At 46.1% G+C, this 26124-nt stretch carries 24 protein-coding genes; 13 read left to right on the top strand and 11 right to left on the bottom strand.

Annotated elements, in window-relative coordinates; all coding sequences use genetic code 11:
* Positions 1 to 18: 18 nt before the first annotated feature.
* Together sucC and sucD are read left to right on the top strand one after the other, a co-directional pair.
* Positions 19 to 1182 carry an ADP-forming succinate--CoA ligase subunit beta gene (sucC, locus tag L9P36_RS08610; protein ID WP_237466294.1) on the top strand — a complete coding sequence of 388 codons (1164 nt, stop codon included), beginning with the start codon at positions 19 to 21 and terminating at the stop codon, positions 1180 to 1182.
* Between the two features lie 4 nt (positions 1183 to 1186).
* Entirely contained in the window at positions 1187 to 2059 is an 873-nt protein-coding gene (gene sucD, locus L9P36_RS08605) for a succinate--CoA ligase subunit alpha (RefSeq protein ID WP_237466293.1), read from the top strand.
* 70 nt (positions 2060 to 2129) lie between these two features.
* On the opposite strand, the gene znuB is transcribed toward sucD, so the two are convergent.
* Positions 2130 to 2915 carry a zinc ABC transporter permease subunit ZnuB gene (znuB, locus tag L9P36_RS08600; protein ID WP_237466292.1) on the bottom strand — a complete coding sequence of 262 codons (786 nt, stop codon included), beginning with the start codon at positions 2913 to 2915 and terminating at the stop codon, positions 2130 to 2132.
* A 2-nt stretch (positions 2916 to 2917) separates the two neighbouring features.
* Positions 2918 to 3664: a zinc ABC transporter ATP-binding protein ZnuC gene (gene znuC / locus L9P36_RS08595; protein ID WP_237466291.1), complete on the bottom strand. Its 747-nt coding sequence runs from the start codon at positions 3662 to 3664 to the stop codon at positions 2918 to 2920.
* 76 nt (positions 3665 to 3740) lie between these two features.
* Between znuC and znuA the strand changes: the two genes are divergently transcribed.
* The 6 genes from znuA (at position 3741) to asd (ending at position 9514) form a co-directional block, all read left to right on the top strand.
* Positions 3741 to 4646, top strand: coding sequence for a zinc ABC transporter substrate-binding protein ZnuA (gene znuA / locus L9P36_RS08590; protein ID WP_237466290.1), 906 nt, complete (start codon positions 3741 to 3743; stop codon positions 4644 to 4646).
* A 243-nt stretch (positions 4647 to 4889) separates the two neighbouring features.
* A complete protein-coding gene (locus tag L9P36_RS08585) occupies positions 4890 to 5132 on the top strand; it encodes a hypothetical protein (RefSeq protein ID WP_237466289.1) in 243 nt (80 codons plus the stop codon).
* Between the two features lie 318 nt (positions 5133 to 5450).
* On the top strand, positions 5451 to 5684 hold the full coding sequence (locus L9P36_RS08580) for a FeoA family protein (protein WP_237466288.1): 234 nt from the start codon (positions 5451 to 5453) through the stop codon (positions 5682 to 5684).
* Positions 5681 to 7963, top strand: a complete 2283-nt coding sequence (feoB, locus tag L9P36_RS08575; RefSeq protein ID WP_237466287.1) for a Fe(2+) transporter permease subunit FeoB — start codon at positions 5681 to 5683, stop codon at positions 7961 to 7963. Before L9P36_RS08580 ends, feoB begins: the two co-directional genes overlap by 4 nt.
* Positions 7960 to 8190, top strand: a complete 231-nt coding sequence (locus tag L9P36_RS08570) for a FeoC-like transcriptional regulator (protein WP_237466286.1) — start codon at positions 7960 to 7962, stop codon at positions 8188 to 8190. The genes feoB and L9P36_RS08570 overlap by 4 nt, the downstream gene beginning before the upstream one ends.
* A gap of 199 nt (positions 8191 to 8389) precedes the next feature.
* The gene (gene asd, locus L9P36_RS08565; RefSeq protein ID WP_237466285.1) at positions 8390 to 9514 is read left to right on the top strand and encodes an aspartate-semialdehyde dehydrogenase; all 1125 of its coding nucleotides are present in this window, start codon (positions 8390 to 8392) and stop codon (positions 9512 to 9514) included.
* 69 nt (positions 9515 to 9583) lie between these two features.
* On the opposite strand, the gene sodB is transcribed toward asd, so the two are convergent.
* Positions 9584 to 10168 (bottom strand): superoxide dismutase [Fe], encoded by a 585-nt coding sequence (sodB, locus tag L9P36_RS08560; protein WP_237466284.1) that lies wholly within the window; start codon positions 10166 to 10168, stop codon positions 9584 to 9586.
* A gap of 208 nt (positions 10169 to 10376) precedes the next feature.
* Between sodB and L9P36_RS08555 the strand changes: the two genes are divergently transcribed.
* Positions 10377 to 10715 carry a Grx4 family monothiol glutaredoxin gene (locus L9P36_RS08555; RefSeq protein WP_237466283.1) on the top strand — a complete coding sequence of 113 codons (339 nt, stop codon included), beginning with the start codon at positions 10377 to 10379 and terminating at the stop codon, positions 10713 to 10715.
* Between the two features lie 65 nt (positions 10716 to 10780).
* Here L9P36_RS08555 and L9P36_RS08550 read toward each other — a convergent pair whose 3' ends face one another.
* Together L9P36_RS08550 and adhE are read right to left on the bottom strand one after the other, a co-directional pair.
* Positions 10781 to 11881 carry an SGNH/GDSL hydrolase family protein gene (locus L9P36_RS08550; protein ID WP_237466282.1) on the bottom strand — a complete coding sequence of 367 codons (1101 nt, stop codon included), beginning with the start codon at positions 11879 to 11881 and terminating at the stop codon, positions 10781 to 10783.
* 226 nt (positions 11882 to 12107) lie between these two features.
* The gene (adhE, locus tag L9P36_RS08545) at positions 12108 to 14780 is read right to left on the bottom strand and encodes a bifunctional acetaldehyde-CoA/alcohol dehydrogenase (protein ID WP_237466281.1); all 2673 of its coding nucleotides are present in this window, start codon (positions 14778 to 14780) and stop codon (positions 12108 to 12110) included.
* A gap of 505 nt (positions 14781 to 15285) precedes the next feature.
* On the opposite strand from adhE, the gene L9P36_RS08540 reads away from it, so the two are divergent.
* On the top strand, positions 15286 to 15939 hold the full coding sequence (locus tag L9P36_RS08540) for a YchE family NAAT transporter (RefSeq protein WP_237466280.1): 654 nt from the start codon (positions 15286 to 15288) through the stop codon (positions 15937 to 15939).
* 19 nt (positions 15940 to 15958) lie between these two features.
* On the opposite strand, the gene L9P36_RS08535 is transcribed toward L9P36_RS08540, so the two are convergent.
* The 4 genes from L9P36_RS08535 to nhaB form a co-directional block, all read right to left on the bottom strand.
* Entirely contained in the window at positions 15959 to 18253 is a 2295-nt protein-coding gene (locus L9P36_RS08535) for a tetratricopeptide repeat protein (RefSeq protein ID WP_237466279.1), read from the bottom strand.
* Complete coding sequence (locus L9P36_RS08530) at positions 18250 to 18696, bottom strand: HAMP domain-containing protein (RefSeq protein ID WP_237466278.1); 447 nt, start codon at positions 18694 to 18696, stop codon at positions 18250 to 18252. Before L9P36_RS08530 ends, L9P36_RS08535 begins: the two co-directional genes overlap by 4 nt.
* Positions 18697 to 18987: 291 nt before the next feature.
* Entirely contained in the window at positions 18988 to 19515 is a 528-nt protein-coding gene (gene dsbB, locus L9P36_RS08525; RefSeq protein WP_237466277.1) for a disulfide bond formation protein DsbB, read from the bottom strand.
* Positions 19516 to 19599: 84 nt separating this feature from the next.
* The gene (gene nhaB / locus L9P36_RS08520) at positions 19600 to 21207 is read right to left on the bottom strand and encodes a Na(+)/H(+) antiporter NhaB (RefSeq protein WP_237466276.1); all 1608 of its coding nucleotides are present in this window, start codon (positions 21205 to 21207) and stop codon (positions 19600 to 19602) included.
* Positions 21208 to 21705: 498 nt separating this feature from the next.
* Between nhaB and fadR the strand changes: the two genes are divergently transcribed.
* Positions 21706 to 22560, top strand: coding sequence for a fatty acid metabolism transcriptional regulator FadR (gene fadR / locus L9P36_RS08515; protein ID WP_237466275.1), 855 nt, complete (start codon positions 21706 to 21708; stop codon positions 22558 to 22560).
* A 216-nt stretch (positions 22561 to 22776) separates the two neighbouring features.
* Positions 22777 to 23154 (top strand): VOC family protein, encoded by a 378-nt coding sequence (locus tag L9P36_RS08510; RefSeq protein ID WP_237466274.1) that lies wholly within the window; start codon positions 22777 to 22779, stop codon positions 23152 to 23154.
* Between the two features lie 79 nt (positions 23155 to 23233).
* Here the strand turns inward: L9P36_RS08510 and L9P36_RS08505 are convergent, their stop codons facing one another.
* Positions 23234 to 24127 carry a D-hexose-6-phosphate mutarotase gene (locus L9P36_RS08505; protein ID WP_237466273.1) on the bottom strand — a complete coding sequence of 298 codons (894 nt, stop codon included), beginning with the start codon at positions 24125 to 24127 and terminating at the stop codon, positions 23234 to 23236.
* Positions 24128 to 24237: 110 nt separating this feature from the next.
* Positions 24238 to 25233, bottom strand: coding sequence for a type I glyceraldehyde-3-phosphate dehydrogenase (gene gap, locus L9P36_RS08500; protein WP_237466272.1), 996 nt, complete (start codon positions 25231 to 25233; stop codon positions 24238 to 24240).
* Positions 25234 to 25557: 324 nt separating this feature from the next.
* Between gap and msrB the strand changes: the two genes are divergently transcribed.
* On the top strand, positions 25558 to 25956 hold the full coding sequence (gene msrB, locus L9P36_RS08495; RefSeq protein WP_237466271.1) for a peptide-methionine (R)-S-oxide reductase MsrB: 399 nt from the start codon (positions 25558 to 25560) through the stop codon (positions 25954 to 25956).
* Positions 25957 to 26124: the final 168 nt, after the last annotated feature.

Raw genomic sequence — 26124 nt, 5'->3', positions numbered from 1 at the left:
AACTATGGATAGATCCAAATGAATCTACACGAATATCAATCTAAACAGCTTTTTGCTGAATATGGCTTGCCTGTAGCCGAAGGCATCGCCTGTGATAGTGCAGCACAAGCTGTTGCTGCAACAAAATCAATTCCTGGCGCGCCATGGGTGGTGAAATGTCAGGTTCATGCTGGTGGTCGCGGCAAAGCGGGCGGTGTGAAAGTGGTGCAAACGCCACAAGAAGTTGAAGCCTTTGCCCAGCAGTGGCTAGGTAAGCCGCTGGTGACCTACCAAACGGATGCTAATGGCCAGCCCGTGAGTAAGATTCTGGTTGAAGCTTGTAGCGCCTTTCAAAAAGAGTTGTATCTTGGCGCTGTGGTGGATCGCAGCTCTCGCCGTGTGGTCTTTATGGCTTCTACCGAGGGCGGTGTTGAAATCGAAAAAGTGGCAGCAGAAACACCTGAAAAAATTCATAAAGTCGCACTCGATCCATTGACTGGGCCACAGCCATTTCAAGGGCGTCAGTTGGCCTTTGCTCTTGGCCTCGCTGGCGATCAAATTAAGCAATTTACGCAGCTTTTTATGCGCTTAGCGACACTCTTTTTAGAACGCGATTTAGCTTTGGTGGAAGTCAATCCTTTGGTGATCACTGCGTCAGGGGATCTGCTCTGCCTAGATGCCAAAGTCGTGGTGGATAGTAACGCCTTATATCGCCAACCCGCGCTACGTGAAATGCATGATCCAAGTCAGGAAGATGTGCGTGAAGCGCAAGCTGCGGCTTGGGATCTCAACTATGTTGCGCTTGATGGCAATATTGGTTGCATGGTCAATGGTGCAGGTCTTGCCATGGGCACCATGGATATCATCAAACTGCATGGTGGTTCACCGGCAAACTTTCTTGATGTTGGTGGCGGTGCAACTAAAGAGCGTGTCACCGAAGCCTTTAAGATCATTTTATCTGATAGCAATGTGAAAGCAGTGCTGGTTAATATCTTCGGTGGCATTGTTCGCTGTGATTTGATTGCAGAAGGGATCATTGGCGCAGTCGAAGAGGTGGGTGTGTCTGTGCCTGTGGTTGTGCGTTTGGAAGGCAATAACGCAGATAAAGGCGCAGCACGTCTAAAAGAGAGTGGCTTAAATATCATTGCAGCAACATCGCTGACTCAAGCCGCAGAGAAAGTTGTGGCAGCAGCAAAGGAATAAGCGAATGGCGATTTTAGTTGATAAGGATACCAAGGTCATTTGTCAGGGTTTTACCGGTGGCCAAGGCACATTTCACTCTGAGCAAGCACTGGCCTATGGCACACAATTGGTCGGTGGTGTTTCTCCTGGTAAAGGTGGCTCAACGCATCTAGGCTTGCCTGTGTTTAATACGGTTGCTGAGGCTGTCAAGTCGACTGGTGCGACCGCATCAGTGATATATGTACCTGCACCATTTTGTAAAGATGCCATTGTCGAAGCGATTGATGCAGGTATTCAACTGATTGTGACCATTACCGAGGGGATCCCAACCCTTGATATGCTGGTGGTTAAAGAAAAGCTACTGCAATCAGGTGTGACCATGATTGGACCAAACTGCCCTGGGGTGATCACGCCAGAAGCGTGCAAAATCGGTATTATGCCGGGCCATATTCATCGTAAAGGAAAAGTGGGGATTGTCTCTCGCTCAGGTACATTGACCTATGAAGCGGTGAAACAAACTACAGATGAAGGCTTCGGCCAATCGACTTGTGTTGGTATCGGTGGCGATCCAATTCCGGGCTCGAATTTTATCGATATTCTTAAGCTCTTTGAGCAAGATCCTGAAACTGAAGCGATCGTGATGATTGGTGAAATTGGTGGCAGTGCAGAAGAGGAAGCCGCCGCCTTTATCAAAGCGCATGTCACCAAACCAGTGGTATCCTATATTGCTGGTGTGACTGCACCTGCAGGTAAACGTATGGGTCATGCTGGCGCGATTATTTCAGGTGGCAAAGGGACTGCGGATGAGAAATTCGCAGCGCTACAAGCTGCGGGTGTGACGACAGTAAAAAGTTTGGCGGATATCGGCCAAGCACTGCGCGAGCGCACCGGCTGGTAATGTCTAAAATGATGCTTTGAAAAAGGGACGCTTAATGCGTCCCTTTTTATTTTATGTGATTTGATTACTGTTATTGTTTTTTGGGAATGAGCTGAGTGATCACAAAGAGCATGGATGCACAGACCACCACAGAAGGCCCTGCTGGTGTGTTGTAGTGCCATGAGAGTCCCAAACCGCCCACGACAGCAATCATGCCAAAAATCACAGCAAAGATGGCCATCACTTCAGGGCTGGTTGCCAGTTTACGTGCACTGGCTGCTGGAATAATGAGTAGCGCTGTAATAATCAAGGCGCCAACAAATTGCATGGCGATGGCAATCACTAAGCCCATGAGTAGCATTAAACATAGCTGCATACGTTGGGTATTAATACCTTCCACGGCGGCTAGATCTGGGTTGATGGTGGTGAGTAGCATCGGTCGCCAGAGCACAATTAAAATAGCTAAAGCAGTTAGCGCGATCGCTGTAATCCAAAGAATATCTTGATAGCCCACGGCGAGTAGATCGCCGAATAGATAGTTCATGAGATCGACACGGATATTGTCAAAAAACGCCAAAGTCACCATACCGATAGATAAAGCACTGTGCGATAAAATCCCCAGCAGGGTGTCGGTGGCAATCAATCGTTGACGTTGTAACAAGACCAATAATAGGGCAATCAGCAAACTTGAAATGACCAAGGCGATATGCAAATCAATGGCCCACATCAAGCCAAAAGTGATGCCAAGCAGTGAGGCGTGGGCCAAAGTGTCGCCAAAATAGGCCATTTTTCGCCAAACCACGAAGCAGCCTAGCGGGCCTGCAATAAGTGTGATAGCGAAACCGGCAAGTAGCGCTGGAAGTAAGAATTCAAACATGATTAATGGTGCTTATGTTGGCAGACATGCTGGCCTGCTAAGTCGTGTTGGTGATTGTGTTGGTGGTGGTAAAGCGCAAGTTGCTCAGCGCCTATATGACCAAACAGAGCCAAATATTTAGGATGAGTGGAAACAGCTTCAGGGCCACCAGAGCAGCAAATATGGTGTTGCAAGCAGATCACATGGTCTGTTTTGGCCATCACTAAATGCAGGTCGTGAGAGACCATCAAAATTGCACAATCAAGATCATGGCGAAGCTGGCCAATGAGCTCATAGAGCGCAATTTGGCCCTGTACATCGACCCCTTGTAAAGGCTCATCAAGTACCAAAAGGTTCGGGCCAAGCATAAGCGCGCGAGCTAGGAGTACGCGCTGCATTTCACCGCCAGAGAGGCTATGCATATTGGCTTGTAGCAGATGGCCTGCGCCCGTTTTTGCTAAGGCTTGCTCTGCACTGAGTTTGGGCTTGGCGACTAAACGTAAAAAGCGTTCCACGATCAATGGAAGGGCATCATTAAGCTGCATTTTTTGTGGAACATAGCCGATCTTAAGTTTTTTGTGTTTTCTCACTTTTCCTTGAGTCGGCTTTTGTAAACCCAACACTGTTTTTACGAGCGTTGATTTACCTGCACCATTTGGACCGATGAGTGTCGTGATCTCGCCCTGATTGAGATCAAAGGAGATATCGTCGAGCACATCACGGCCCGAAAAATTGACGCTAACGCGTTCAAGAGACAATAACTTGGTCATAAATGGGAATGGTTTGCATCATTGGATTGTTATAATGTAACATTTAGTGCTTGTGATTGTCATGAGGTTTACAAAAATGAAGCGTCTTTTCTCGCTCTTCGCAGCGCTGGCTCTGTTGATACCCACCGCCGTTATGGCGCAAACCAAGGTATTGACCAGTGTCAAACCCTTAGCTCTTATTGCCCATGAAATAACCAAAGGTGTGGGGCAAAGTGATTTCCTTGTTCCGGTTGGAGCGTCCCCTCATGACTATGCGATGCGCCCTGCGGATATGCAAAAAATCAAAGAAGCCACCTTGGTGCTATGGGTCGGTCCAAGCATCTCGCCCTATCTTGAGCGAATGATTGAAAAATACCATAAACCCAATATTGAATTAGCCCATGTGAGTGGTTTGAGCCGCTTTTATTTCGCTGATGGGGAAGGTCATCATCACCATGATGACGAGCATGGCCATCATCATGGTGACAGTAGTATGGATGCGCATGTTTGGCTTGGCCCAACGCAGGCCAAAGAGATTGCACTGATTCTGTCAACGCGTTTAGCGCAGCTAGATTCTGCACACGCTGAGCAATACAAGGCAAATTATCAAGCTTTTGTGAATAGCATTGATATTACTGAGCAGCAATTAGCACAGCAATTGGCTTCGGTTAAAGGCAATGGTTATTTTGTCTTCCATGATGCCTATGGTTACTTTGAGCGCCATTTTGGTCTCAATAAACAAGGGTATTTTACGGTCGATCCAAGTCGTTCACCTGGCGCTAAAACCTTGAGTCATATTGAGCAGCAAATTCGTCAGCACCAAGCGGTATGCGTTTTTGTTGAACCGCAGTTTTCACCCAATGTAGTGAAGCGTATTGCAGCAAAAACGAAAGTAAATGTGGGAATTTTAGACCCGCTGGCATCGCAAGTTGAAGTCGGGGATGGTAGTTATCAAGCCTTTATTAAGGCATTGGGTCAGTCTTATGTGGCCTGCCTACAGTAGTCACTGGTGATAAGGGGGCATTTGCCCCCTTAATTTACGATTGAAATAAAGGCGAATTTTTTCATCATGAAAATGGGTTGATAACCAATATGAGCAAATCTCAGGAAAAATTGGGAGCTTGTGCAAAGAATCAATCTGTTTGAAATATGAGCGCTGGATTTTTGACTTTCAGTTAGAGTCGAAATGAAATTATAAAGTGACAGGTAAAAAAAAACGCGGCATAGCCGGGGGACCATACCGCGGGTGCCAACGACACCTTCGCTTGCTGCCGGGACAGCATTACCAAAAGATAACGCTGTCTCTGGAATTTGTGTGCTAGAAGCACATGCACTGGTGAGTGTTGAAAGAGAGAAGACTCAAAAGAGACAAATTGAAGAACTGGATCGCGTGGAAGGAAGGGCAAAATTACCGTTTATCGCAAAATTGCTTTTTCCGAGCACTGTGTTGTTCTTCCTTTCACAACACTTACAGGACGAAAGAATATAAGAGAGTGTTTTAGAAAGGAAGTTGAAAAGGTCGTTTCTTCCCTCTACATCAATAGCTTGTGATTTCAGTCGCAATAAATTCTTGTCGCAAATTAACTCAACAGCCGTTTTCAATAATTTGTTGATATTCATTTTTCAGCGCGTTAACGAATTTAACGCACTGTTTCATGTATTGAATTTACCGTTCATCCAATCGGTCATAAGGCTTTACAGCAACAAACGACCATTTTTTGATTTTCCGCAAGACTTTTGGGGAATCAAGGTAGTAATATTATCGAAAATGAAAACTATTCCTATTCAATATTTAAGTGGACGTCAGATGAAATTATCACAGCTCCAACATGGACAAGTGGCTGTCGTGTCTAGTGTCTCCGCACTTGCACCAGAAACACGTAAAAAATTGATGGTGATGGGGTTATTACCGCACACAGAAATTATGGTGGTGCGTTGCGCACCTTTAGGCGATCCACTTCAAGTCCAAGTGCGAGATGTGAATATCGCACTGCGTAAAAGCATTGCCGCAGAAATTGAAGTTGAGGTTGTCAAAGCATGAGTTACAAAATTCTGACCGTTGGGAATCCAAATACGGGTAAAACCACATTGTTTAACCAGTTAACGGGTGCACGTCAGCATGTGGGCAACTGGGCTGGGGTGACGGTAGAAAAGAAAACCGGTCAGTATCACTGTAGTGGTGATACATTTGAGCTCACTGACTTGCCTGGGATTTATGCGCTTGATAGTGGTGATGACCTCAATAGTTTGGATGAAACCATCGCATCACGTGCAATTTTGTCCAGTGAAGCGGATGTCATCATTAATGTGGTTGATGCCTCTTGTTTAGAGCGCAGCTTATATATGACGCTACAATTGCGCGAGCTTGGCCGCCCAATGGTAGTTGTGCTTAACAAGATGGATGCTGTTGAAAAAGCAAAGCAACAGATTGATATCCATAAGTTGGAAAGTGCACTTGGTTGCCCTGTGTTTGCGTTAAGTGCGCATAATAGCCAGCAGATCGATCACTTTAAGAAGCAGCTGCACAAATTGCTAGCGCAAGGTATTCAAAGCCAACCCATTGAATTGGATTATCAGTCGACGCTTGAAGGCGCTATCACTGAGGCAATGGCACATGTGCAGGATTTGGCATTGAACGAGCGCGCCGCTGCGATTCGTGTCCTTGAAAAAGATCCTTTGGTGTTGAATGGCTTAACACCGGAAGCGCGTGACGCGTGTATTAACATCAATAACCGATTGGCGGTTGAGCTTGATGCGGATATGGCGATTGCGGATGTGCGCTACACCTTTTTACACAATCTTTGTAAGCAAGTCCGCCGACAAGAGGGGCATTTGACGCGCTCCACATCAGAAAAAATTGATGCGGTGCTGCTTAACCGTTGGTTTGGTATCCCCTTCTTCTTTGTTGTGATGTATTTGATGTTCCTATTCTCCATCAACATTGGTGGTGCATTCATTGATTTCTTCGATATCAGTGTGGGCGCGCTATTGGTGGACGGTGGCCATCATCTATTGGATGGGCATCTACCCGTGTGGTTGGTGACCTTGATTGCTGATGGTATTGGCGGTGGTATTCAAACGGTTGCAACCTTTATTCCTGTGATCGCTTGCCTCTATTTGTTCTTGGCACTGATCGAAAGTACCGGTTATATGGCTCGCGCTGCTTTTGTATTGGATAAACTAATGCAAAAGATTGGTTTGCCAGGTAAAGCCTTTGTACCTTTGGTGTTGGGTTTTGGCTGTAACGTACCTGCCATTATGGCAACCCGTACCTTAGAGCAAGAGCGTGAGCGCCGCTTGTCTGCTGCAATGGCTCCCTTTATGTCTTGTGGTGCGCGCCTACCCGTTTATGCCCTGTTCGCTGCTGCATTTTTCCCTGAAGATGGCCAGAATGTGGTCTTTGGTTTGTACCTTTTAGGCATTTTGGTTGCTGTATTTACAGGGCTTGTACTGCGCGCAACCCTTTATCCAGGTAAGAGCGAAAGCTTTATCATGGAGATGCCAGATTATGAATTGCCAAGCATTCGCAACGTATTCATTAAAACTTGGCAAAAGTTGAGCAAGTTTGTGCTGGGTGCAGGTAAAACCATTGTGGTGGTGGTCACCATTCTGAGTTTCTTTAACTCCATGGGCACCGACGGCAGTTTTGGTCATGAAGATAGTAAGAGTTCAGTGCTTTCGCATGCTGCGCAAATGGCAACGCCACTACTGGCGCCAATTGGCGTGAAAGAGGAAAACTGGCCAGCAACTGTAGGCATCATCACGGGTATTTTCGCTAAAGAAGCAGTGGTTGGTACACTCAATAGTCTTTATGCAAGTACTGAAGAGGGCGGTGAAGCAGCTGAATATGATTTAGGTGCAAGTCTTCACGAAGCGGTGATGTCAATTCCAGCTGCATTGTTTGATATTAACTATAGCGATCCGCTGGGTATTGAAGTGGGCGAGTTGAAAAATTTAGATGTAGCTGCTGAAGAGCAAGAAGTGGATGGCAGTATCTTTGGCAACCTGCAGGCGAAATTTATTACGCCAGCAGCGGCCCTTGCTTATCTTGCATTTATTTTACTCTACACCCCATGTGTCGCTGCTATGGGTACCTATGTGCGTGAATTTGGCCGTAGTTATGCTGCCTTTATCGCTGGCTGGACCATGCTATTGGCCTATGTGGTTGCGACTTTGATTTACCAAATTGCACTCTTTGGCGCGCACCCTATGGTGAGCTTGTTATGGTCTGGATTCTTTATTGCCGTCCTCGTGCTGTGCTGCTTGCTGATGAAGCGCAGTGGTCAGAAGAATCGATTAGGTGAGCTGTCCTTATCATGATCATGCAATCACTCTTTGGCTATTTAAATGCCAATGGGCGTACATCTCGCGCCAAGCTAGCACAACATTTTGCGCTCAGTGAGGATGGTGTGGATGTGATGCTGGAGCGCTATATGGCACGTGGTAAGGTCAGTAAAGAGCTTTATCAGCGACGTTGTGACAAAGTGCCCTTGGTTTATTACAAACCAGTTGCAGAAAATGAATTGTCGATAGTGTGTATGCACTAACAAAAAAAGCCACCAAAAGGTGGCTTTTTTCTTGTGAAATTGCCATGTTTTTGAATTTTACCCATAATTTGTTGCTAATTTAAGGATGGATTTGAAAAAAATATAAAATATCCCGCTGGAAAGGGTTGCGAATGCGGTCGGAACCCATTACAAATAGATGCTAGATTTTCTTTCATTTCAACACGGAGTGTTTGGGCAGATGTTAAAAGTGGGTTTAGTTGGCTGGCGTGGTATGGTCGGCTCAGTTTTGATGCAGCGTATGGTCGAAGAAGGAGACTTTAACCATATTGAGCCTGTATTTTTTAGTACCTCTCAAATCGGCATTGCGGCGCCAAATTTTGGTAAAGACGCAGGCCTTCTTCAAGATGCATTTGATATCGAAAGTTTGAAAAAACTCGATGCGATCATCACCTGTCAGGGTGGCAGCTACACCGAATCTGTATATCCAAAATTGCGCCAGCAAGGCTGGAAAGGCTATTGGATTGATGCTGCATCCACGTTGCGTATGGACAGTAACGCGATCATTACCCTTGACCCTGTGAACCTTAAGCAGATTCAGCACGGCCTAAATCATGGCACCAATACCTTTGTGGGTGGTAACTGTACAGTGAGTCTGATGTTGATGGCATTGGGCGGCCTTTATGAACAAGGTTTGGTGCAATGGATGAGCGCGATGACTTACCAAGCGGCTTCTGGCGCTGGTGCGAAGAACATGCGCGAGCTGATTTCACAAATGGGTGTGGTTAACGATAGCGTGAGCCATGAGCTCGCAAATCCAGCAACCTCGATCCTTGATATCGACCGTAAAGTCGCTGCGACGCTGCGCAATGAAGGGTTCCCAACGCAAGAGTTTGGTGCGCCGCTGGCTGGCTCTTTGATTCCATGGATCGATGTGAAACGAGACAATGGTCAAAGCAAAGAAGAGTGGAAGGGTAGTGTTGAAACCAACAAGATTCTTGGCCGTCAAGATAACCCAATTGCGATTGATGGTACCTGTGTACGTATCGGTGCGATGCGTTGTCACTCACAGGCTTTGACTATTAAGCTGACCAAAGATGTTCCTCTGGATGAAATCGAAGCCATGATTGCAGAGCACAATCAGTGGGTGAAAGTGATTCCAAATGAGCGCGATATTACAGTCAAAGAGCTGTCACCAGCGAAAGTGACTGGCACGCTATCTGTGCCTGTTGGTCGTTTGCGTAAGATGGTCATGGGCAATGATTTCCTCAATGCCTTTACCGTTGGCGATCAGCTATTGTGGGGAGCGGCAGAACCACTGCGCCGTACGCTTCGCATTATTCTGCAAGAGAAATTTGGCGCGTAATGACAAATTTCACGCATAAAAAAACGAGGCAATCGCCTCGTTTTTTTATTGGGTTAATTCGCTGGAATATTATGCAGCAAGGTTTTGCGCAGCAAATTCCCAGTTCACCAATTTCCAGAACGCAGCGATGTAGTCAGGACGTACGTTACGGTAATCGATGTAATAAGCGTGTTCCCACAAATCAAGGGTTAGCAGTGGTTTTACTCCCGCTTCAGTTAGCGGGGTTGCCGCGTTTGAGGTGTTTACAATCTCAAGCTCGCCTGCGCTATTTTCAACAAGCCAAGTCCAAGATGAACCAAAGTTGTTGACTGCGGCATCGCTGAATTTTTCTTTGAATGCTGCAAATGAGCCAAATGCTGCATTGATTTTATCTGCAAGTTCACCTGTTGGTTCACCGCCGCCATTTGGGCTGAGGCAGTGCCAGTAGAAGGTGTGGTTCCAAATTTGTGCAGCGTTGTTAAATACGCCACCTGTTGAAGTTTTGATGATCTCTTCAAGAGATTTGCCTTCAAATTCGGTGCCTTCAATCAGGCCATTTAGTTTTACAACATAGGTGTTGTGGTGCTTACCGTGGTGGTAATCCAAAGTTTCAGCGCTGATATGTGGTTCTAGTGCATCTTTTGCAAAAGGTAGTGCTGGTAGTTCAAATGCCATTGCTCATTCTCCTTGGTCACAAACGTGCCTGTTTTTTTGTTCTTCCCAGTATAGTGATGAACTGGATTCAAAACTGTCTTTTGGGCTGCAAATTATTTTAGCAAGTTTTTACTTTATTAAAACCCTTTTTATGATAAAACAGTGTTAAGCATTTGCTTTGTCCTGCCTTGCAGGTACACTTTCTGCCAAGCATATTTGAGAGGTTCGTATGGAAACCATTGATAAAATCAAAAAGCAGATCGGCGAAAACCCGATTTTGTTGTACATGAAAGGCTCGCCAAAACTACCAAGTTGCGGTTTTTCCTCACAAGCTGCGCAAGTTGTCATGAGCTGTGGCGAGAAATTCGCGTTTGTTGATATTTTGCAAAACCCAGATATTCGCGCTGAGCTTCCAAACTACGCGCAATGGCCAACATTCCCACAGCTTTGGATTGATGGTGAGTTGATCGGCGGTTGTGACATCATGGTCGAGATGTTCCAAAAGGGCGAGCTTCAAGCCCTGATTAAAGAAACGGCAGCCAAATATAAAGATGACGAACAAGCCTAGTATCGACATCGAATGCTGATGAAAAGCCGAGCCATGCTCGGCTTTTTTGTATGCGCTTTTAGCCATTAATAGGCGGGTAGCAAGTGTTTGCTTTCAATTAGCGTCGCAAGCGCTTGAGCGATGCTCTGATGATCGCTGGCTGTCGGATGCCACTGACAGCCTTCTAGTGAAGCACTGAGTATAAATCGGTGTACGGGTTGGTTGATGGATGCAAAATGCGCTTCGACAGCATCGACTGCTTTGGTGAGGCGATCGTGGGGCCAGATATAGGTGGAGACCACGATTATCGGTGTATGTTGACCATAGCGCTGACGCAGCTGATTGACTTGTGCAATATAGTGCGCTTGCCAATCTTTTTGCAGTTGGTCTGGATTCGTCCATGGTTCACCAGGCTGTAAATCAGAGCTAAAGTCATTATTTCCGGCCTGCAATACAATGAGCTGCGGCATTTTATCGATATATTCTGTGCTGCCTTGGTAAATAGCGGCCGCTTTATCAAAGTAGTGGGTGAGGTTATGGTGACTGGCATTGCCTTCCCAGTTTCGAAGCAAACCTAGCCCTGAATAAGACACCTGTGAATGGGTTGCGCCTAGTTGCTGTGCGGTGAGCATGGGATAGGCGATGCGTGCGTTAGAGCTGTTTTCAATCTCTTGCCAAGTACATTCACGTTGATTGGATTCAGCCGCATAACCAGCACTGATGGAGTCGCCGATAAATAAAATATGTGGGCGATAGCCCCAGATACCCTCCACTCGCCCTTGGGTTTCTAAACCGCGAATGGTGACCAATGAGCCTGGCGATTCAGTCCGTTTGACTAAACGGATCTCAACTTTGTTCGCATGGGGTGTATTGAGTAATTCATAGCGCTGCATGAGCCAGCTGGTTTTAATGGTTTGTTTTCGCTCACCATTAATCAGCAGATCAAACTGGCTGCCTTGGCCATTGAGCCAAATGGCGACTTGGCGCCCTTCAAATTGAAAAGCGATTTGGCTACCGGGCCAATTCATGGTGACTTGCTGATGTTGCCAGTCCGTATTGATACGGCCTTGATATTGTATGCGATAGTCGGTTGCTGCAATGTCCATCTCCTGCGCTTGAATGGCAGGTGTAAGGGCATAGAAGCCCAGAACGCAAGCGAGCATACTGCGCGTAATTTTTTTGAGCATAGCCATCATCCTTGTTTTTCTGGTGTTATGAAACTGGTTTGATGATGGATAGGGACGGCAGGTGTCGCAAGGTAGTGCGTGTTAAATCGAGAGGTTGTTGCCAGCGCTTTAGGCTGTGTTTTCATTACTGAACCGATGGATATGTTGAACTGGTTCAAAATTTCGCCGAAAAATAGCGATAAAAAAAGCCCTCCGAAGAGGGCTTTTTCAAACTTGCTAGAAAGAATTACTTCTTAGCAGCTGGTTTTTGGTCAGCTTTTTTCTTGATTACAGTGGTACCTTCGAAGGTTTCACCTTCAACGAAAGGCTTACCGTAGTAAGAAGCAAGAAGCACTTCTTTTAGTTCGCTGATCAATGGGTAGCGTGGGTTCGCACCAGTACATTGGTCATCGAATGCTTCTACAGATAGTGCGTCAACTTTCGCAAGGAAGTCAGCTTCTTGAATACCTGCAGCTTGGATAGACAATGGAATGTCTAGGTCGCGCTTCAGCTCTTCCAACCAGCCTAGTAGACGCTCAATCTTCTGCGCAGTACGGTCACCAGCTTGGCTTAGGCCTAGGTGGTCAGCAACTTCTGCGTAGCGACGACGTGCTTGTGGGCGGTCGTATTGAGAGAATGCAGTTTGTTTAGTTGGGTTATCGTTCGCGTTGTAACGTACAACGTTAGAGATAAGCAGTGCGTTCGCAAGGCCGTGTGGTACGTGGAACTCAGCACCTAGTTTGTGCGCCATTGAGTGACATGCACCTAGGAATGCGTTAGCAAATGCAACACCAGCGATGGTCGCAGCATTGTGTACTTTCTCACGAGCGATTGGGTCGTTTGCACCGTTCGCATAGCTAGAAGGTAGGTACTCTTTCAACAGTTTAAGAGCTTGTAGCGCTTGACCGTCTGAGTACTCGTTCGCAAGAACTGATACGTAAGCTTCTAGTGCGTGAGTCACTGCATCGTAACCACCGAAAGCAGTTAGAGACTTAGGCATGTTCATCACTAGGTTCGCATCTACGATAGCCATGTTAGGCGTTAGTTCGTAGTCAGCTAGTGGGTATTTCGCGCCAGTCTTGTCGTCAGTTACAACTGCGAAAGGAGTAACTTCTGAACCAGTACCTGAAGTGGTAGTGATACATACAAGCTCAGCTTTTTGACCCATTTTAGGGAACTTGTAGATACGCTTACGGATGTCCATAAAGCGCATTGCTAGTTCAGCGAACTCAGTTTCTGGGTGCTCGTACATAACCCACATGATTTTCGCTGCATCCATTGGTGAACCACCGCCTAGGGCAAGGATCACGTCTGGCTGGTAGCTTTGCATCAAATCAGCACCTTTCTTCACAACAGAAAGCGTTGGATCTGCTTCCACGTCGAAGAAAGTTTGAACTTCCATACCTAGACCTTTAAGAAGGCTTACAACTTCGTCAGCATAACCGTTGTTGAATAGGAAACGGTCAGTTACTAGGAATGCGCGTTTTTTGCCTTCTAGGTCGCCAAGTGCAACTGGTAGGCTGCCACGACGGAAGTAGATAGATTTAGGTAGTTTGTGCCACAACATGTTTTCAGCTCGCTTCGCAACAACTTTCTTGTTGATTAGGTGCTTAGGACCAACGTTTTCAGAGATAGAGTTACCACCCCATGAACCACAGCCAAGAGTTAGAGACGGTGCAACGTTGAAGTTGTAAAGGTCACCGATACCACCGTGAGTGGTAGGGATGTTTACAAGAATACGTGCAGTCTTCAGACGGTCACCGAAGTACTTGATACGCTCAGCGTTTACGTCTTGGTTGGTGTAGATGCCAGAGGTGTGGCCGATACCACCGATTTCAACCATGCGAACTGCTTGGTCAACCGCGTTTTCGAAAGATGACGCACGGAACATACCAAGAGTTGGAGATAGTTTCTCATGTGCGAACTCGTCGTCACCAGAAACTTCGCCTAGGCCTTCACCAACAAGGATTTTGGTGTCAGCAGGCACTTTAACGCCAGCTAGTTCTGCAATCTTAACAGCAGGTTGACCAACGATGTCTGCGTTTAGCGCGCCGTTGATTAGAAGTACTTTACGTACTTTATCTGCTTCTGCTTTAGACAGAACATAACCTTTGTGAGAAGCGAAACGCTCTTTCACTTCGTCGTAAACTTCGTCCATGACGATTACAGCTTGCTCAGATGCACAAACTACGCCGTTATCGAAAGTTTTAGACATCAATACAGATGCAACTGCACGTTTGATATCAGCAGTTTCGTCGATAACTACAGGAACGTTACCTGCACCAACACCGATCGCTGGCTTACCAGAAGAGTAAGCTGCTTTCACCATGCCTGGACCACCAGTTGCAAGGATAAGCGCGATGTCATTGTGCTTCATTAGTGCGTTAGAAAGTTCAACAGAAGGTTGGTCGATCCAACCGATGATGTCTTTCGGTGCACCCGCTGCAACAGCTGCGTCTAGTACAAGTTTCGCTGCATCGTTGGTAGAGTTTTTTGCACGTGGGTGTGGTGAGAAGATGATTGCGTTACGAGTCTTAAGAGAGATCAAAGACTTGAAGATCGCAGTAGAAGTTGGGTTTGTGGTTGGTACGATACCACAGATGATACCTACAGGCTCAGCGATGGTCATGGTGCCCATGCTTTCGTCTTCTTCAAGAATGCCGCAGGTTTTTTCGTCTTTGTACTTGTTATAGATGTACTCAGAAGCGAAGTGGTTTTTGATTACTTTGTCTTCCACGATACCCATGCCAGACTCAGCAACAGCTTGCTGTGCTAGTGGGATACGTGCTTGGTTAGCTGCTAGAGATGCAGCACGGAAGATTGCATCAACTTTCTCTTGAGAGAAAGTCGCAAACTCTGCTTGTGCAGCTTTTACGCGAGCGACCAAAGCATCAAGTTCTGCCATATTAGTTACAGGCATATTATGTACTCCTACAATTTTATGAAAACTTTTTAGTAAGGTGGTGGCTTGTAGGGCAGCCAACTTAGTAAATTGCTTTCAAAATTGATTATAAATTTTCACAACTGTCAATTTCTTGATCGAGATCACTTTGCCACACAATTCACATTTTTGCCTTAATGTAAGCTGTACAGCCCCTGATTTAACAGGTGTCCCTTGGCTTTCCTTCAAAACCATGAGCGCTCTCACGGGGCATAGAATATTACGAATTACGTAAAATTACGTAGTATTCTTTCATTTTGACACCGCTTTTGTGATCGCGATCATGAATGGAAATGTGAACAAAAAGACCCTTTGCAACTTGTAAATTTTCATGATTTTTAACTGGTCAGATCTGATACAGCTTCATTACATTAGTTTTACTTGGGAATACATGATGTGAAATCTAATTGGATTATCGAGTTGCTTTGGCCTAGAGTAGCGCCACTTTCAATGAGCCCCTGTTTTTGTTATTGAGGCGCGATTCATGCAACACATTGATTTGGCAATTTTTCTTCAGTTTTTCGTTGGTTTGGTCGCCTTGGTAAACCCAGTGGGCATCATGCCTGTCTTTGTTTCATTGACTAACAATATGAGTCCGCAGGATCGTGCGCGTACTGCTTATGTTGCGAATTTGGCGGTAGCGATCATCTTGATCGTGTCTATGCTGGCAGGGCAAATGCTACTGGATATGTTCAGTATTTCACTGGACTCATTTCGTGTGGCTGGTGGTTTGCTGCTTTTGTCTGTGGCATTTTCGATGATGGGCGGTAAGCTGGGCGACGATAAGCAAAACAAGCAAGAGCAATCTGAGTCTATTAGCCGTGAGCAAGTGGGGGTAGTACCCATTGCGATGCCGCTGATGGCGGGTCCTGCGGCGATTAGCTCAACCATCGTTTATGCCGGTCGCTATCCTGAGCCTTTGTCTTTGCTCGGTTTTTCTATCACCGTTGTGATTTTTGCTGTGGGCTGTTGGCTGCTGTTTCGCAGCGCCCCTTTGATTGTGCGAATGCTCGGTCAAACAGGGATTAACGTGATCACCCGTATTATGGGTTTGATTCTCGCTGCGCTGGGCATTGAATTTATTGCCACGGGTTTGAAGGTACTTTTCCCTGGGTTAGCAGCTGCAGGCGTCGCTTAAACCTTCATAATTTTTCATATTAGGGCCGCCAGCTCACTTGGGTGATGCTGGCGGTTTTTTTATGCCCGCTTTCATTGCGTAGCTGCAAGCGTAGTGAGCCGGTTGCTTGCGCCGCCCAGAGATAACCCGAAGGTGTGTGTCGTCGCCAACCTTGTGCAAGTTCAGACAAAGGCATGATGAGCACGAGTTTATCGTCAAATCGGCGAGCAATATCGAGGTTAAGCGGCTTTTGATAGCCCGCTTGATCCACCAAGCTCAAGGCAAAGTGTTGTCGCTGCTCTTTATTGATCGCCAATTCAATATAAAGATGCCCCTTTGTGAGTGCTTGTTCATTTTTATTTAATGACACAAAGAGTGATTGCCATGGTTCAAGGCGTTTCTCTCGGCCTTTGGCGAGTGATGCTGCAGGTATGCCTTGCCACTGCGCTGTGCGCTGTTCAACTAACTGTCCATTGACTTGCAGCGATATCTCGACAGGTCCATCTTTACTCCAACCATGGGCAAGTTGCCCATACCAATCAATTTTGAACATATCCCCTGCGCCTTGATAGCGCCACGATTTACCTGATTGTGATAACAGCAGCTGCCAAGGCTGCCAGCTGGAAAATTTGGCTTGAATACGCCACTGTCCGACATCTTCATCAATTTGCATGGTGACATGAGACACGGGTTGGCGCTGGTGCTGCGCGCTCAGTGCGGCAAATTGCTTCAGCGCAGGCTTGGCTTGATAATCGGCATTGATTAAGCCAAAGCTGTTTTCTGCATCAGCAAACCAACCAGTTTGGTTGGGCTCATCAACGAGGGAAAACCAATTGAGCGCGATTAAATGATTGTTAGCAAAATAGGGTAAATAGAAGGATAGCTTTTCTAATTCGATTCTTTGCTGCGATTGCCAACCGGGCTCAGATGCGATGGCAACATAGGCGATCAGCCAAGGTTTGTTAAATTGTGCGTTGAGCTTATGTGCTAAACGCATGGTGCGAACCCAAGGTGACCAATCGGGCTGATGATGTACGCGCTCGGTATAGCTTGAAATCATCAGCATCGAGGCAACAAAATCGCTGGCTGTAATGGCTTTTTGTGCGCTGAGATAGCTTTGTTTACTGCCGATAGCGTCCCAATCACCCAGCGCCAAACCTACTTGAATTTGCGGCAATTCATGGCGAATTAAAGCAATCACTTCCAGCATCAATGGATCCCAGCCATCCCAGTTTTCTATGCCATTTTTATTAAATTCAGGCTCAAGGATGAGATAGCCACTTGAAAGCGGCTGAAGCAGCGGAATTAGTTGCTGCTTGAGCGTCTGGAGATAGGCCTGACGATTCTGAGTGACATATTCGGGGCTGATTTTGTCGCCAAAATACCAAAAAGCGATCATCGGCGTGAGCCCTTGTTGCTCGAGGGCTAACAGTCGATCCGATTGTAACCAGCGCCAATCACTTTGGTTGGTGATCCATAGCGTTGCGCTTTGTAAGTTCAGCTGCTGCTGTTTTAAATCATGCCAAACACCGGCGTAGTTTTGATTGGATCCAGCCGGGTGGTCAAGATACAAGCGCGCCCCCGTTCCCCAAAGAATATTGGCTAGCTGCGCATGATTACGCTGCTGCTCCATGACCTGCTGATTGGCAGTGAGTCGTGCCTGCCAGCTTTTGGCAAGCAGTGGATTTCTCGCAGCCCAGCGGCTATCTAGCATATCTTGCATCTTCGCGAGTGCTTGCGCTTGCTGTTGCGGGGTATTGGCACGAAAGGCGCTATAGGCCATGCCATTGAGCGCTTGCAATTGGATATTTTCTGAACGGGCCTGCTGATAGATAGACACGTAGCTTTGATAGGCCTGCAGCGGTTGATTCAGACTTTCAAGGCGTATATAGGCAGATAGTAGCGCGGCTTCCACCGCCAAAGGAGAGTTGGCGTATTGCGCTTGAAATTGCTGGCTTTGCTTGAGCAGTTGCTCGAGCTGATGCTGATCGCGAAGGGCAATCAGCTTGAGATAATCGGGCAGGGCGGCGTCATGTTGATGAGTTGCGAGTAACGTCATTGCCGCGCGCGCCTCAAGTCGATGCACGCTAAAGGGCTGGCTGATTAAATACTGCCTGTAGTAATCCAGTGCGCTTTGATATTGCTGATCATGTTCAGCGACGCGAGCTGCCAGAAAGAGCGCCTCACCTTGGTAGGGCGGTTCAATTTTCGCAAGGATGGTTTTAGCTTGCGCCACTTTACCGGTTTGAAGCTGCTGAATGGCATCGCCAACTTGCGAGGCGCAGGCTTGGCAGCTCATCAACACCAAGGTTGTCACTAGCCGATAGAGTTTCATGAGTCCATTTCTGCTGTATGCAAGGTGTCAAAGTAGGCCAAATTTTGTTTAAGCGCGGCAAGGTTTTGTCGTTGTGCTTTGCTTTGACACTGGTTTTCAAGCGCAGCAATATTCTCTTTGAGCCCCATGACGAGGACTTGAATACGCGCGGTACTGTCATTGAGTGAGTGCGCAACATCATGAAAGGCATCGTGATGACGCAACTCAACGCGGGTGGTGAGATCGCCTTGGGCAATCTTTAGCATGCTGTTTTTAAGGTGCACTACCGGACCGATGATCCGCAAGCTGAGCCAAATCGCAGCGCAAATAAACAGAATGACAAAAATTGCAGATAAAACCATCAACTGTTGGTAAAGGGTGATATCAATGGAGGGAAGTGCGCTGGCTACAGCTTCAAGCTCCTGCGGCAGTAGTCGAAACGTGAGTGCGTCGGCTAATTGCATTTGCCATTGCTGATAAAAAAAATAAAGCAAGGTCAGAGTCGTGGCGGACAATAATAAAAAAATAAGGCACAGACGGCTTAATATTCTTTTTGCTAGTGGCGCTTTTAGTTGTTGCCACGAGAGATGTGAAGCACGTAAAGATTGATATTTGAATTGGCTAACCATAGCGACGTCCTTGTAATGACTCTTTGTTGAGTCAAGACCGTGCTTGGTCAGCTGTCAAATCGAATAAAAAAAGCCGAAAGAGAGGCTTTCGGCTTTTTTATCAATATTTATTGATTCATCTCAATGTTATTTATTTTTTATAAAACGTAGTGGCTGAAGTAATAGGAATATTGCACAAACAGCGATACTGACAGCAAAAATAATTTGTAGCCACTGTGGCATCGATAGTCCCATAAACTGCCAAACCACCTTGCTACAGTCACCCGTGGCTTCAAAGACACTCGGTAGCCATTGGTTGAGCGGCAGCCAATCTGGGAAGGTGACAAAGAGCGGACACTGGTGAAAAGGTGATGGATCAAATTGATAAGCCACATGCTGCCAAGACAATACCGCACCGTGATAGCTGCTATAGCCCCAAAGCCCAAAACCAGCGAGGCGCACGAGCAAAAAGCGCGGCGCTATCATGCCAATCAAACCTGCAGCGGTGAGTCCAATCATCGCAACACGTTCATAAATACACATCACACAAGGCGCTAAATTGAGACCATGCTGAAAATAGAGCGCACATAACTCAAAGATGAAGGTGACAAGAGCAAGAAGAAACCAAGAGATTCGCAGCGTGGAAAAGCGATAGAGGGAAGTGAGGATGTTCATAGAATTGACCCAAAATAATTTGTGCCATCATATAAACAAAAAAGGCCCTGTGTAAACAGGGCCTTAGTGATTTAAAACGCAGAATTAGTGTGCTGCGCCTGCAACAGCCTCAGGAACACTCACTGAAAGGTGATGTGTCACTAGGTTCATGTTGTACAAAATGTCAGTCATTGGTACCAAGTTCAACTCGATACAGAGTAGACCGACAAAGGTCAAAACGATGGTGTAAGGCAGCGCCATCATCACCATACGGCCGTATGACAAACGAAGCAGTGGTGCAATCGCAGAGGTCAATAGGAACAAGAATGCCGCTTGACCGTTTGGTGTTGCAACAGAAGGTAAGTTGGTACCTGTGTTGATTGCAACCGCCAGTAGATCGAACTGTTCGCGAGAGATTTGACCTTGGTGCCAAGCGCTCAACACTTCGTTGATATAAACCGTGCCCACGAATACGTTGTCTGAAACCATAGATAGCAGACCGTTTGCGACGTAGAACATTGGTAGCTGTACGGCTTCATCCATCGCAAGTACTGTGGCGATAACCGGCGCAAATAGCTGCTGATCGATAATCACTGCAACAATGGTAAAGAACACTGCGAGCAGCGCTGTAAATGGCAATGCTTCTTCAAAGGCTTTACCTAGCGCGTGCTCTTCGGTAATACCAGTAAATGAAGTCGCAAGGATAATGACGGATAAGCCAATGAGGCCCACTGCTGCTAAGTGCATGGCAAGGCCAACAATCAGCCAAACACCAATCAAAGCTTGAACGATCAGCTTTGCTTTATCGATATTGGTGCGCTGCGCTGTCTCTTCGCGGTCAAAGTTTTCCAAAATAGCGCGTACTGGCTCTGGAAGTTCAGCGCCGTAGCCAAAGACCTTAAAGCGTTCTACTAACCAGCAGGTTAGCAAGCCACAGATGAGTACCGGCACGCTTACAGGCGCCATACGCAAAATAAACTCAACAAAGCCCCACTCAGCGCGCTCCGCGATGATTAGGTTTTGTGGCTCACCGACCATGGTCATCACGCCACCAAGCGCGGTACCCACGCCAGCATGCATCAGCAAGCTGCGCAAGAATGCACGGTAGTTTTCAAGATCGTCGCGGCTAAGCTCATTGACGCTGTCATCTGAGGTGTGGTCATGGCCTGAGGTGCTGTCTGCACCAGATGCTGCACGGTGGTAAATGGCGTAGAAACCAATCGCTACGCTAATTACCACAGCAATCACGGTGAGTGCATCAAGGAATGCGGAAAGAAATGCAGCGGCACCGCAAAATGCAAGAGAGAGAAGTTTTTTCGAGCGGATGCCAATCAATAGCTTGGTAAAGATAAAGAGCAGCAGCTGCTTCATGAAGTAGATACCTGCAACCATGAAGATCAGCAATAGAATAACTTCGAGGTTTGCCGCAAGCTCATGCTTCACGTGGTCAGGGCTGGTCATGCCAATGATCACCGCTTCGATGGCAAGCAGACCACCCGGTTGTAATGGGTAGCATTTTAGTGCCATCGCTAGTGTGAAAATGAATTCAACGACGAGAAGCCAACCGGCAATCATCGATAGACCGTTTTCATCACGGGTGAGATAAAAAACAATCGGGTTGATAATTAAAAAAGAAAGGATGGTAACTTTATACCAATCAGGTGCCTTGCCAAGGAAGTTTTTGACAAAGGCGTTACCGAGTGAAATGGACATGGTTGCTATTCTCTCAAATTGTCGAAAAAAACAGTCGAAGACATGCCAATACATTATTTATTGAATAATGCCACGCAGCAAATAACGATCACAAAACGAAGTGACATAAGGTCTACGGCTGAAAGTAATATATTTCTGAGAACTAAATCACACTTTTAAATCTTGAAACTTGAGAGTTAAAAAATGCAATTTAATCGCCAAATCATACTGGGGCTAAACTTTATATTGCCTGTGATTACAGTCAAGAAATGAGTTTAAAATATTTCGATATACACTCATTTTCATCGCGGAAAAATGATCTGTTATATCAATTTTAAAATTTGTAAGTCGTTTGTTATGCGTCTGCTGAATGTTTTCGTTGCGCAAATTTTTGCCTCATCGATCGAAGGATGGCTCGAATTCTTGACGGATTCCCTGCGCTGTCGCTTGTCTTGGGGAGGTAAGATGAGTTAACGTAGCGCATGCGAAATGCACCACTCATCTAGTTGGAATTGATTCATGGTCATTAAGGCGGATAGCCCGGCAACATTTGCCGAGAAATATATTATTGAAAGCATCTGGAATAATCACTTTCCTCAAGGGTCGATTTTACCGGCGGAGCGAGAGCTTTCTGAGCTGATTGGCGTGACACGAACAACGTTACGTGAAGTGTTGCAGCGTTTGGCGCGTGATGGTTGGTTGACCATTCAACATGGTAAACCAACGCGTGTGAATGATTTTATGCACACATCAGGACTGAACATTCTGGATACCTTAGTCATGTTGGATGGCCAAGATGTTCAGGCGGTTGTTGAGAATATGTTGTCTGCGCGTACCGATATTAGCGGTATTTACATGCGTTATGCATTGCGTGGTCAACCAGAAGCGGCAGCAGAGCTAATTGACAGCATTATTCGTCAATGTCAGCAGTTACTTGCCGCACCAAGTTTGGAAGCTTTCCTTGCGGAATGTCCAGATGACTTGCGTTTAGCGATTCAGCAAGAGCTGAAAAAAATCATCGATCGTTATGGCAAAGAAGATACCGTGCTATGTGAGCAAATTTGCCGCTCAAAAGTGTTTAACTTCTTTGACTACAAGTTGTTCCAAGGCTTGGCATTCTTGTCAGGCAATAAAGTTTATGTATTGACCTTAAATGGCCTTCGCAAGATCTATTCTCGTGTTGGTGGTTACTACTTTATGGATCCGCAGGCTTGCCAATTAGCGCTTGATTTTTACGCTGATCTGAAAGGCTTGTGCTCAAACCACGGCCATCAAGGTGTCCCTGAGCGCGTGAAGCAATATGGTCGCGAGAGTGGGGTGATTTGGATGCATAACAAAGAACAAATCGCCAACTACATGGCTGATGAAGAATAAAGGCATTCATGAGATGTTAAACGCAGCTTCGGCTGCGTTTTTTTATGTCTGAAAATCAAGAAGTTTGAAACTCACATCTGCGACAGTAGGTGATCGATTCAGAGCGAAGGTTGCCAATTTTGCTGAGCACCACTATTGATTAATGGTATGCGTATCACAAAAAGAATGTAATTCGATTTTGGCGCATTTGCATCAATTTCAATAGAGGATGTTTAGATGAGTTCAGCGATGAGCGATGCGGTCGCAGTACCGGTCTACGATCACAGCCGTTCCTTGATATTTTATCGAGATTTATTGGGGTTTGAGTTGCGCCATGATCGTCAGAGCAAAAGTGAGCGAATCATTGCTCTGGCCCCTAAAGGGAGTCAGCGACATATTGAATTGGTTTCACCTTGCGCAGGGTTACAACCCGGTTCGACACAGGGATTATTAGTGCCAACCAGCGATATTGAGGGCATGCATCAACGCTTAGCATCGGGTGGGGTAGAGATATCTCCCATTCAGGAGGTCGAGCATGGTCGTTTTGCTACTTTTACGGATCCTGATGGCAATGCATGGGCGCTGGTGGAGTCTTATGTTGTGATGCGTGCTTAATGGCGAAAACCATAGGTTTTCAAGCAAATAAAAAACAGCACCATGCGGTGCTGTTATTCATGGAAGCATCAAAAATTGCTTAGTTGGCTTTAGTACTGATTTCTGTGGTTAGAATAAAGTGCTCACCAGGGGCAACGTTGTAGCCATTTTCAAGGTTCGTGGCGTGGTAGGTTGACTCAATACACAACATGGTTTGGTAGCCGTTATCAGCCATATCAGCCATGCTCTGAGCACCTTCAACCCAAGGGTTCCAAATTACAGCGGCATTTTGTCCGCCATTTTTCACCATCACTTGGCGATTAAGCGCTTTATCAGTCATTGATAGTTGGCTATCTGCCTTGGTGTAAACGCGATCCAACATTGCACCAATGGTGAGTGTTTGAACATCACTTTCACATGCTTTACCTTGCTGTAGGCCATCAAGATACAGCGGTCCCATTCCGGTTACTTCAACTTGGTTGATATCACCGACAGTTAGGTAAGTGTGCAATGCGCCAGAACATTGCCATGCTTGGGTATCTGTATTTTCTGCATCCAAGGTAACCTTGAGGGTTTCTTGAATATCAATATAGAGTCGCGCAGAGAATTTGTGAGGCCATAGCGCTTGTGTTGCTTCGCTATCTTCAATGCCCAAGACGATAATGACGCCTTGCTCGCTTTCGCGATGTTCAATTAATTGCCATTCACTGGTACGAACAAAACCGTGTGATGGGTTAGCAGCTTTGCCAAACCATGGCCAGCACACAGGAATACCACCACGCAGGGCTTTGTTTGTATCAAATTCTGCTTTTTCGCTCATCCAAATGAGATCCTGTTGATCCTTTGGTTGAAACCAAATCACGTGGCCGCCGTGCAAAGAGATCCCTGCACTGGCTTTATCATGATTTACGCGAACGATTTTGATGCCATTTTGCTCGACGATGGTGACATTATCAGAAAGCACAGTCAGAGCGGGAAGAGTCTTTAAATCCATCATAAACTCCAGTAAGCGCCATGGCGCATCAGTTTGATTCTGAAAAAGATAATAAAAAAGGCGGCTATATAGCCGCCTTTTCTTACGAAGTTACTTCGCTAACGCAAACATTATTTAGAGATGTGAGCGATTAGGTCAAGAACTTTGTTTGAGTAGCCGATTTCGTTATCGTACCAAGATACAACTTTAACGAAGTTGTCAGATAGTGCGATACCAGCTGCTGCGTCGAAGATAGAAGTGCGAGTGTCACCGTTGAAATCGGTAGAAACAACTGCGTCTTCAGTGTAACCAAGGATACCTTTTAGAGCGCCTTCTGAAGCTTCTTTCATTGCTTTACAGATAGCTTCGTAAGAAGCACCGTTCTTAAGGTTAACAGTTAGGTCAACAACAGAAACGTTTGCAGTTGGTACGCGGAAAGCCATACCAGTTAGTTTGCCGTTTACTTCAGGAAGAACAACACCTACAGCTTTAGCTGCACCAGTTGATGATGGGATGATGTTCTGAGAAGCACCACGACCGCCACGCCAGTCTTTCGCTGAAGGACCGTCTACAGTTTTTTGAGTCGCAGTAGTTGCGTGAACTGTAGTCATAAGACCAGATTCGATGCCGAAGTTGTCGTTAAGAACTTTAGCGATAGGCGCTAGACAGTTAGTAGTACAAGAAGCGTTAGAAACGATATCTTGGCCTGCATAAGTCTCGTGGTTAACACCCATTACGAACATTGGAGTTGCGTCTTTAGATGGACCAGTTAGAACAACTTTCTTCGCACCAGCTTGGATGTGCTGACGAGCAGTTTCGTCAGTTAGGAAGATACCAGTTGCTTCTGCAACAACGTCAACACCGATTGCATCCCACTTAAGGTCAGCTGGGTTACGCTCTGCAGTAACGCGAACAGTTTTACCGTTAACAACTAGGTTGCCGTCTTTAACTTCTACAGTACCGTTGAAACGACCGTGAGTTGAGTCGTACTTCAGCATGTACGCCATGTAATCTACGTCGATTAGGTCGTTGATACCAACAACTTCAATGTCGTTACGCTCAACAGAAGCACGGAAAACGAAACGGCCGATACGGCCAAAGCCGTTAATACCTACTTTGATAGTCATTATAGTTGCTCCACAACTTAATTTCTGATTAAAGAAAACTGGTAGTAAAATTACAGAATCAGCCGCAAACCTGCAAGCTAAATTCTATTTTTAATTGCTCAAGGTCAAAAAAATATGAATGTTTCTTACACACGCTTTCACATGACCTCACAAACTGTCATTCATCATACTCACAATGAATAAAAATGCGACCTTCTTTATGCACTTTTCGTTTCTGTTGTTGAACTTTTAACCCAAGCGAGAAAATTGTGTACATCAAGGGACGATTTTGCAATCTGGATGTGTTAGAAAAGTGTCTCGCTTTATTTTGTATCGGAGTTGACAATGACATCCAAATTCACAGATGAACGCTGGCCACATCTGACGCAAGAAGCTTATCGAGTGTGTCGATTAGGTGAAACAGAAGCGCCGTACTCTGGGGTATTGCTACACCACAAAGAAGCGGGGGTATATCAGTGTGCATGCTGTTTTAAGCCCTTGTTTCATGCCGATCAAAAGTATGACTCAGGCTGTGGTTGGCCGAGCTTTGATGCGCCAATTCATGATCAAGCCATTCGCTATTTGACTGATCATAGCCATGGCATGACACGCACAGAAATTCGTTGTGCTCATTGTGATGCGCACCTAGGACATGTATTTGAAGATGGCCCAGAAACTACCGGTGAACGTTACTGTGTCAACTCGGTGTCGATGCGTTTTAACGCAGAGGATGAAAGCGCGTAGATTCAACAGCAATCTGCATGATTAGTCATTTTTCAAGCGCTTTATTTTTAATAAAAATAAACAGTTGCAGGTCGTAATTTAATTACAGTGCAGATGTCCAGTTGAAAAGGCATACCTCGGGTATGCTTTTTTGTCTCAAAAATTGTTCAAAGCTAGAAAAAATGCGGC

The organism is Vibrio stylophorae (genome assembly GCF_921293875.1).
Taxonomy (GTDB): domain Bacteria; phylum Pseudomonadota; class Gammaproteobacteria; order Enterobacterales; family Vibrionaceae; genus Vibrio_A; species Vibrio_A stylophorae.
This window is presented reverse-complemented; position numbering and strand designations above follow the sequence as displayed.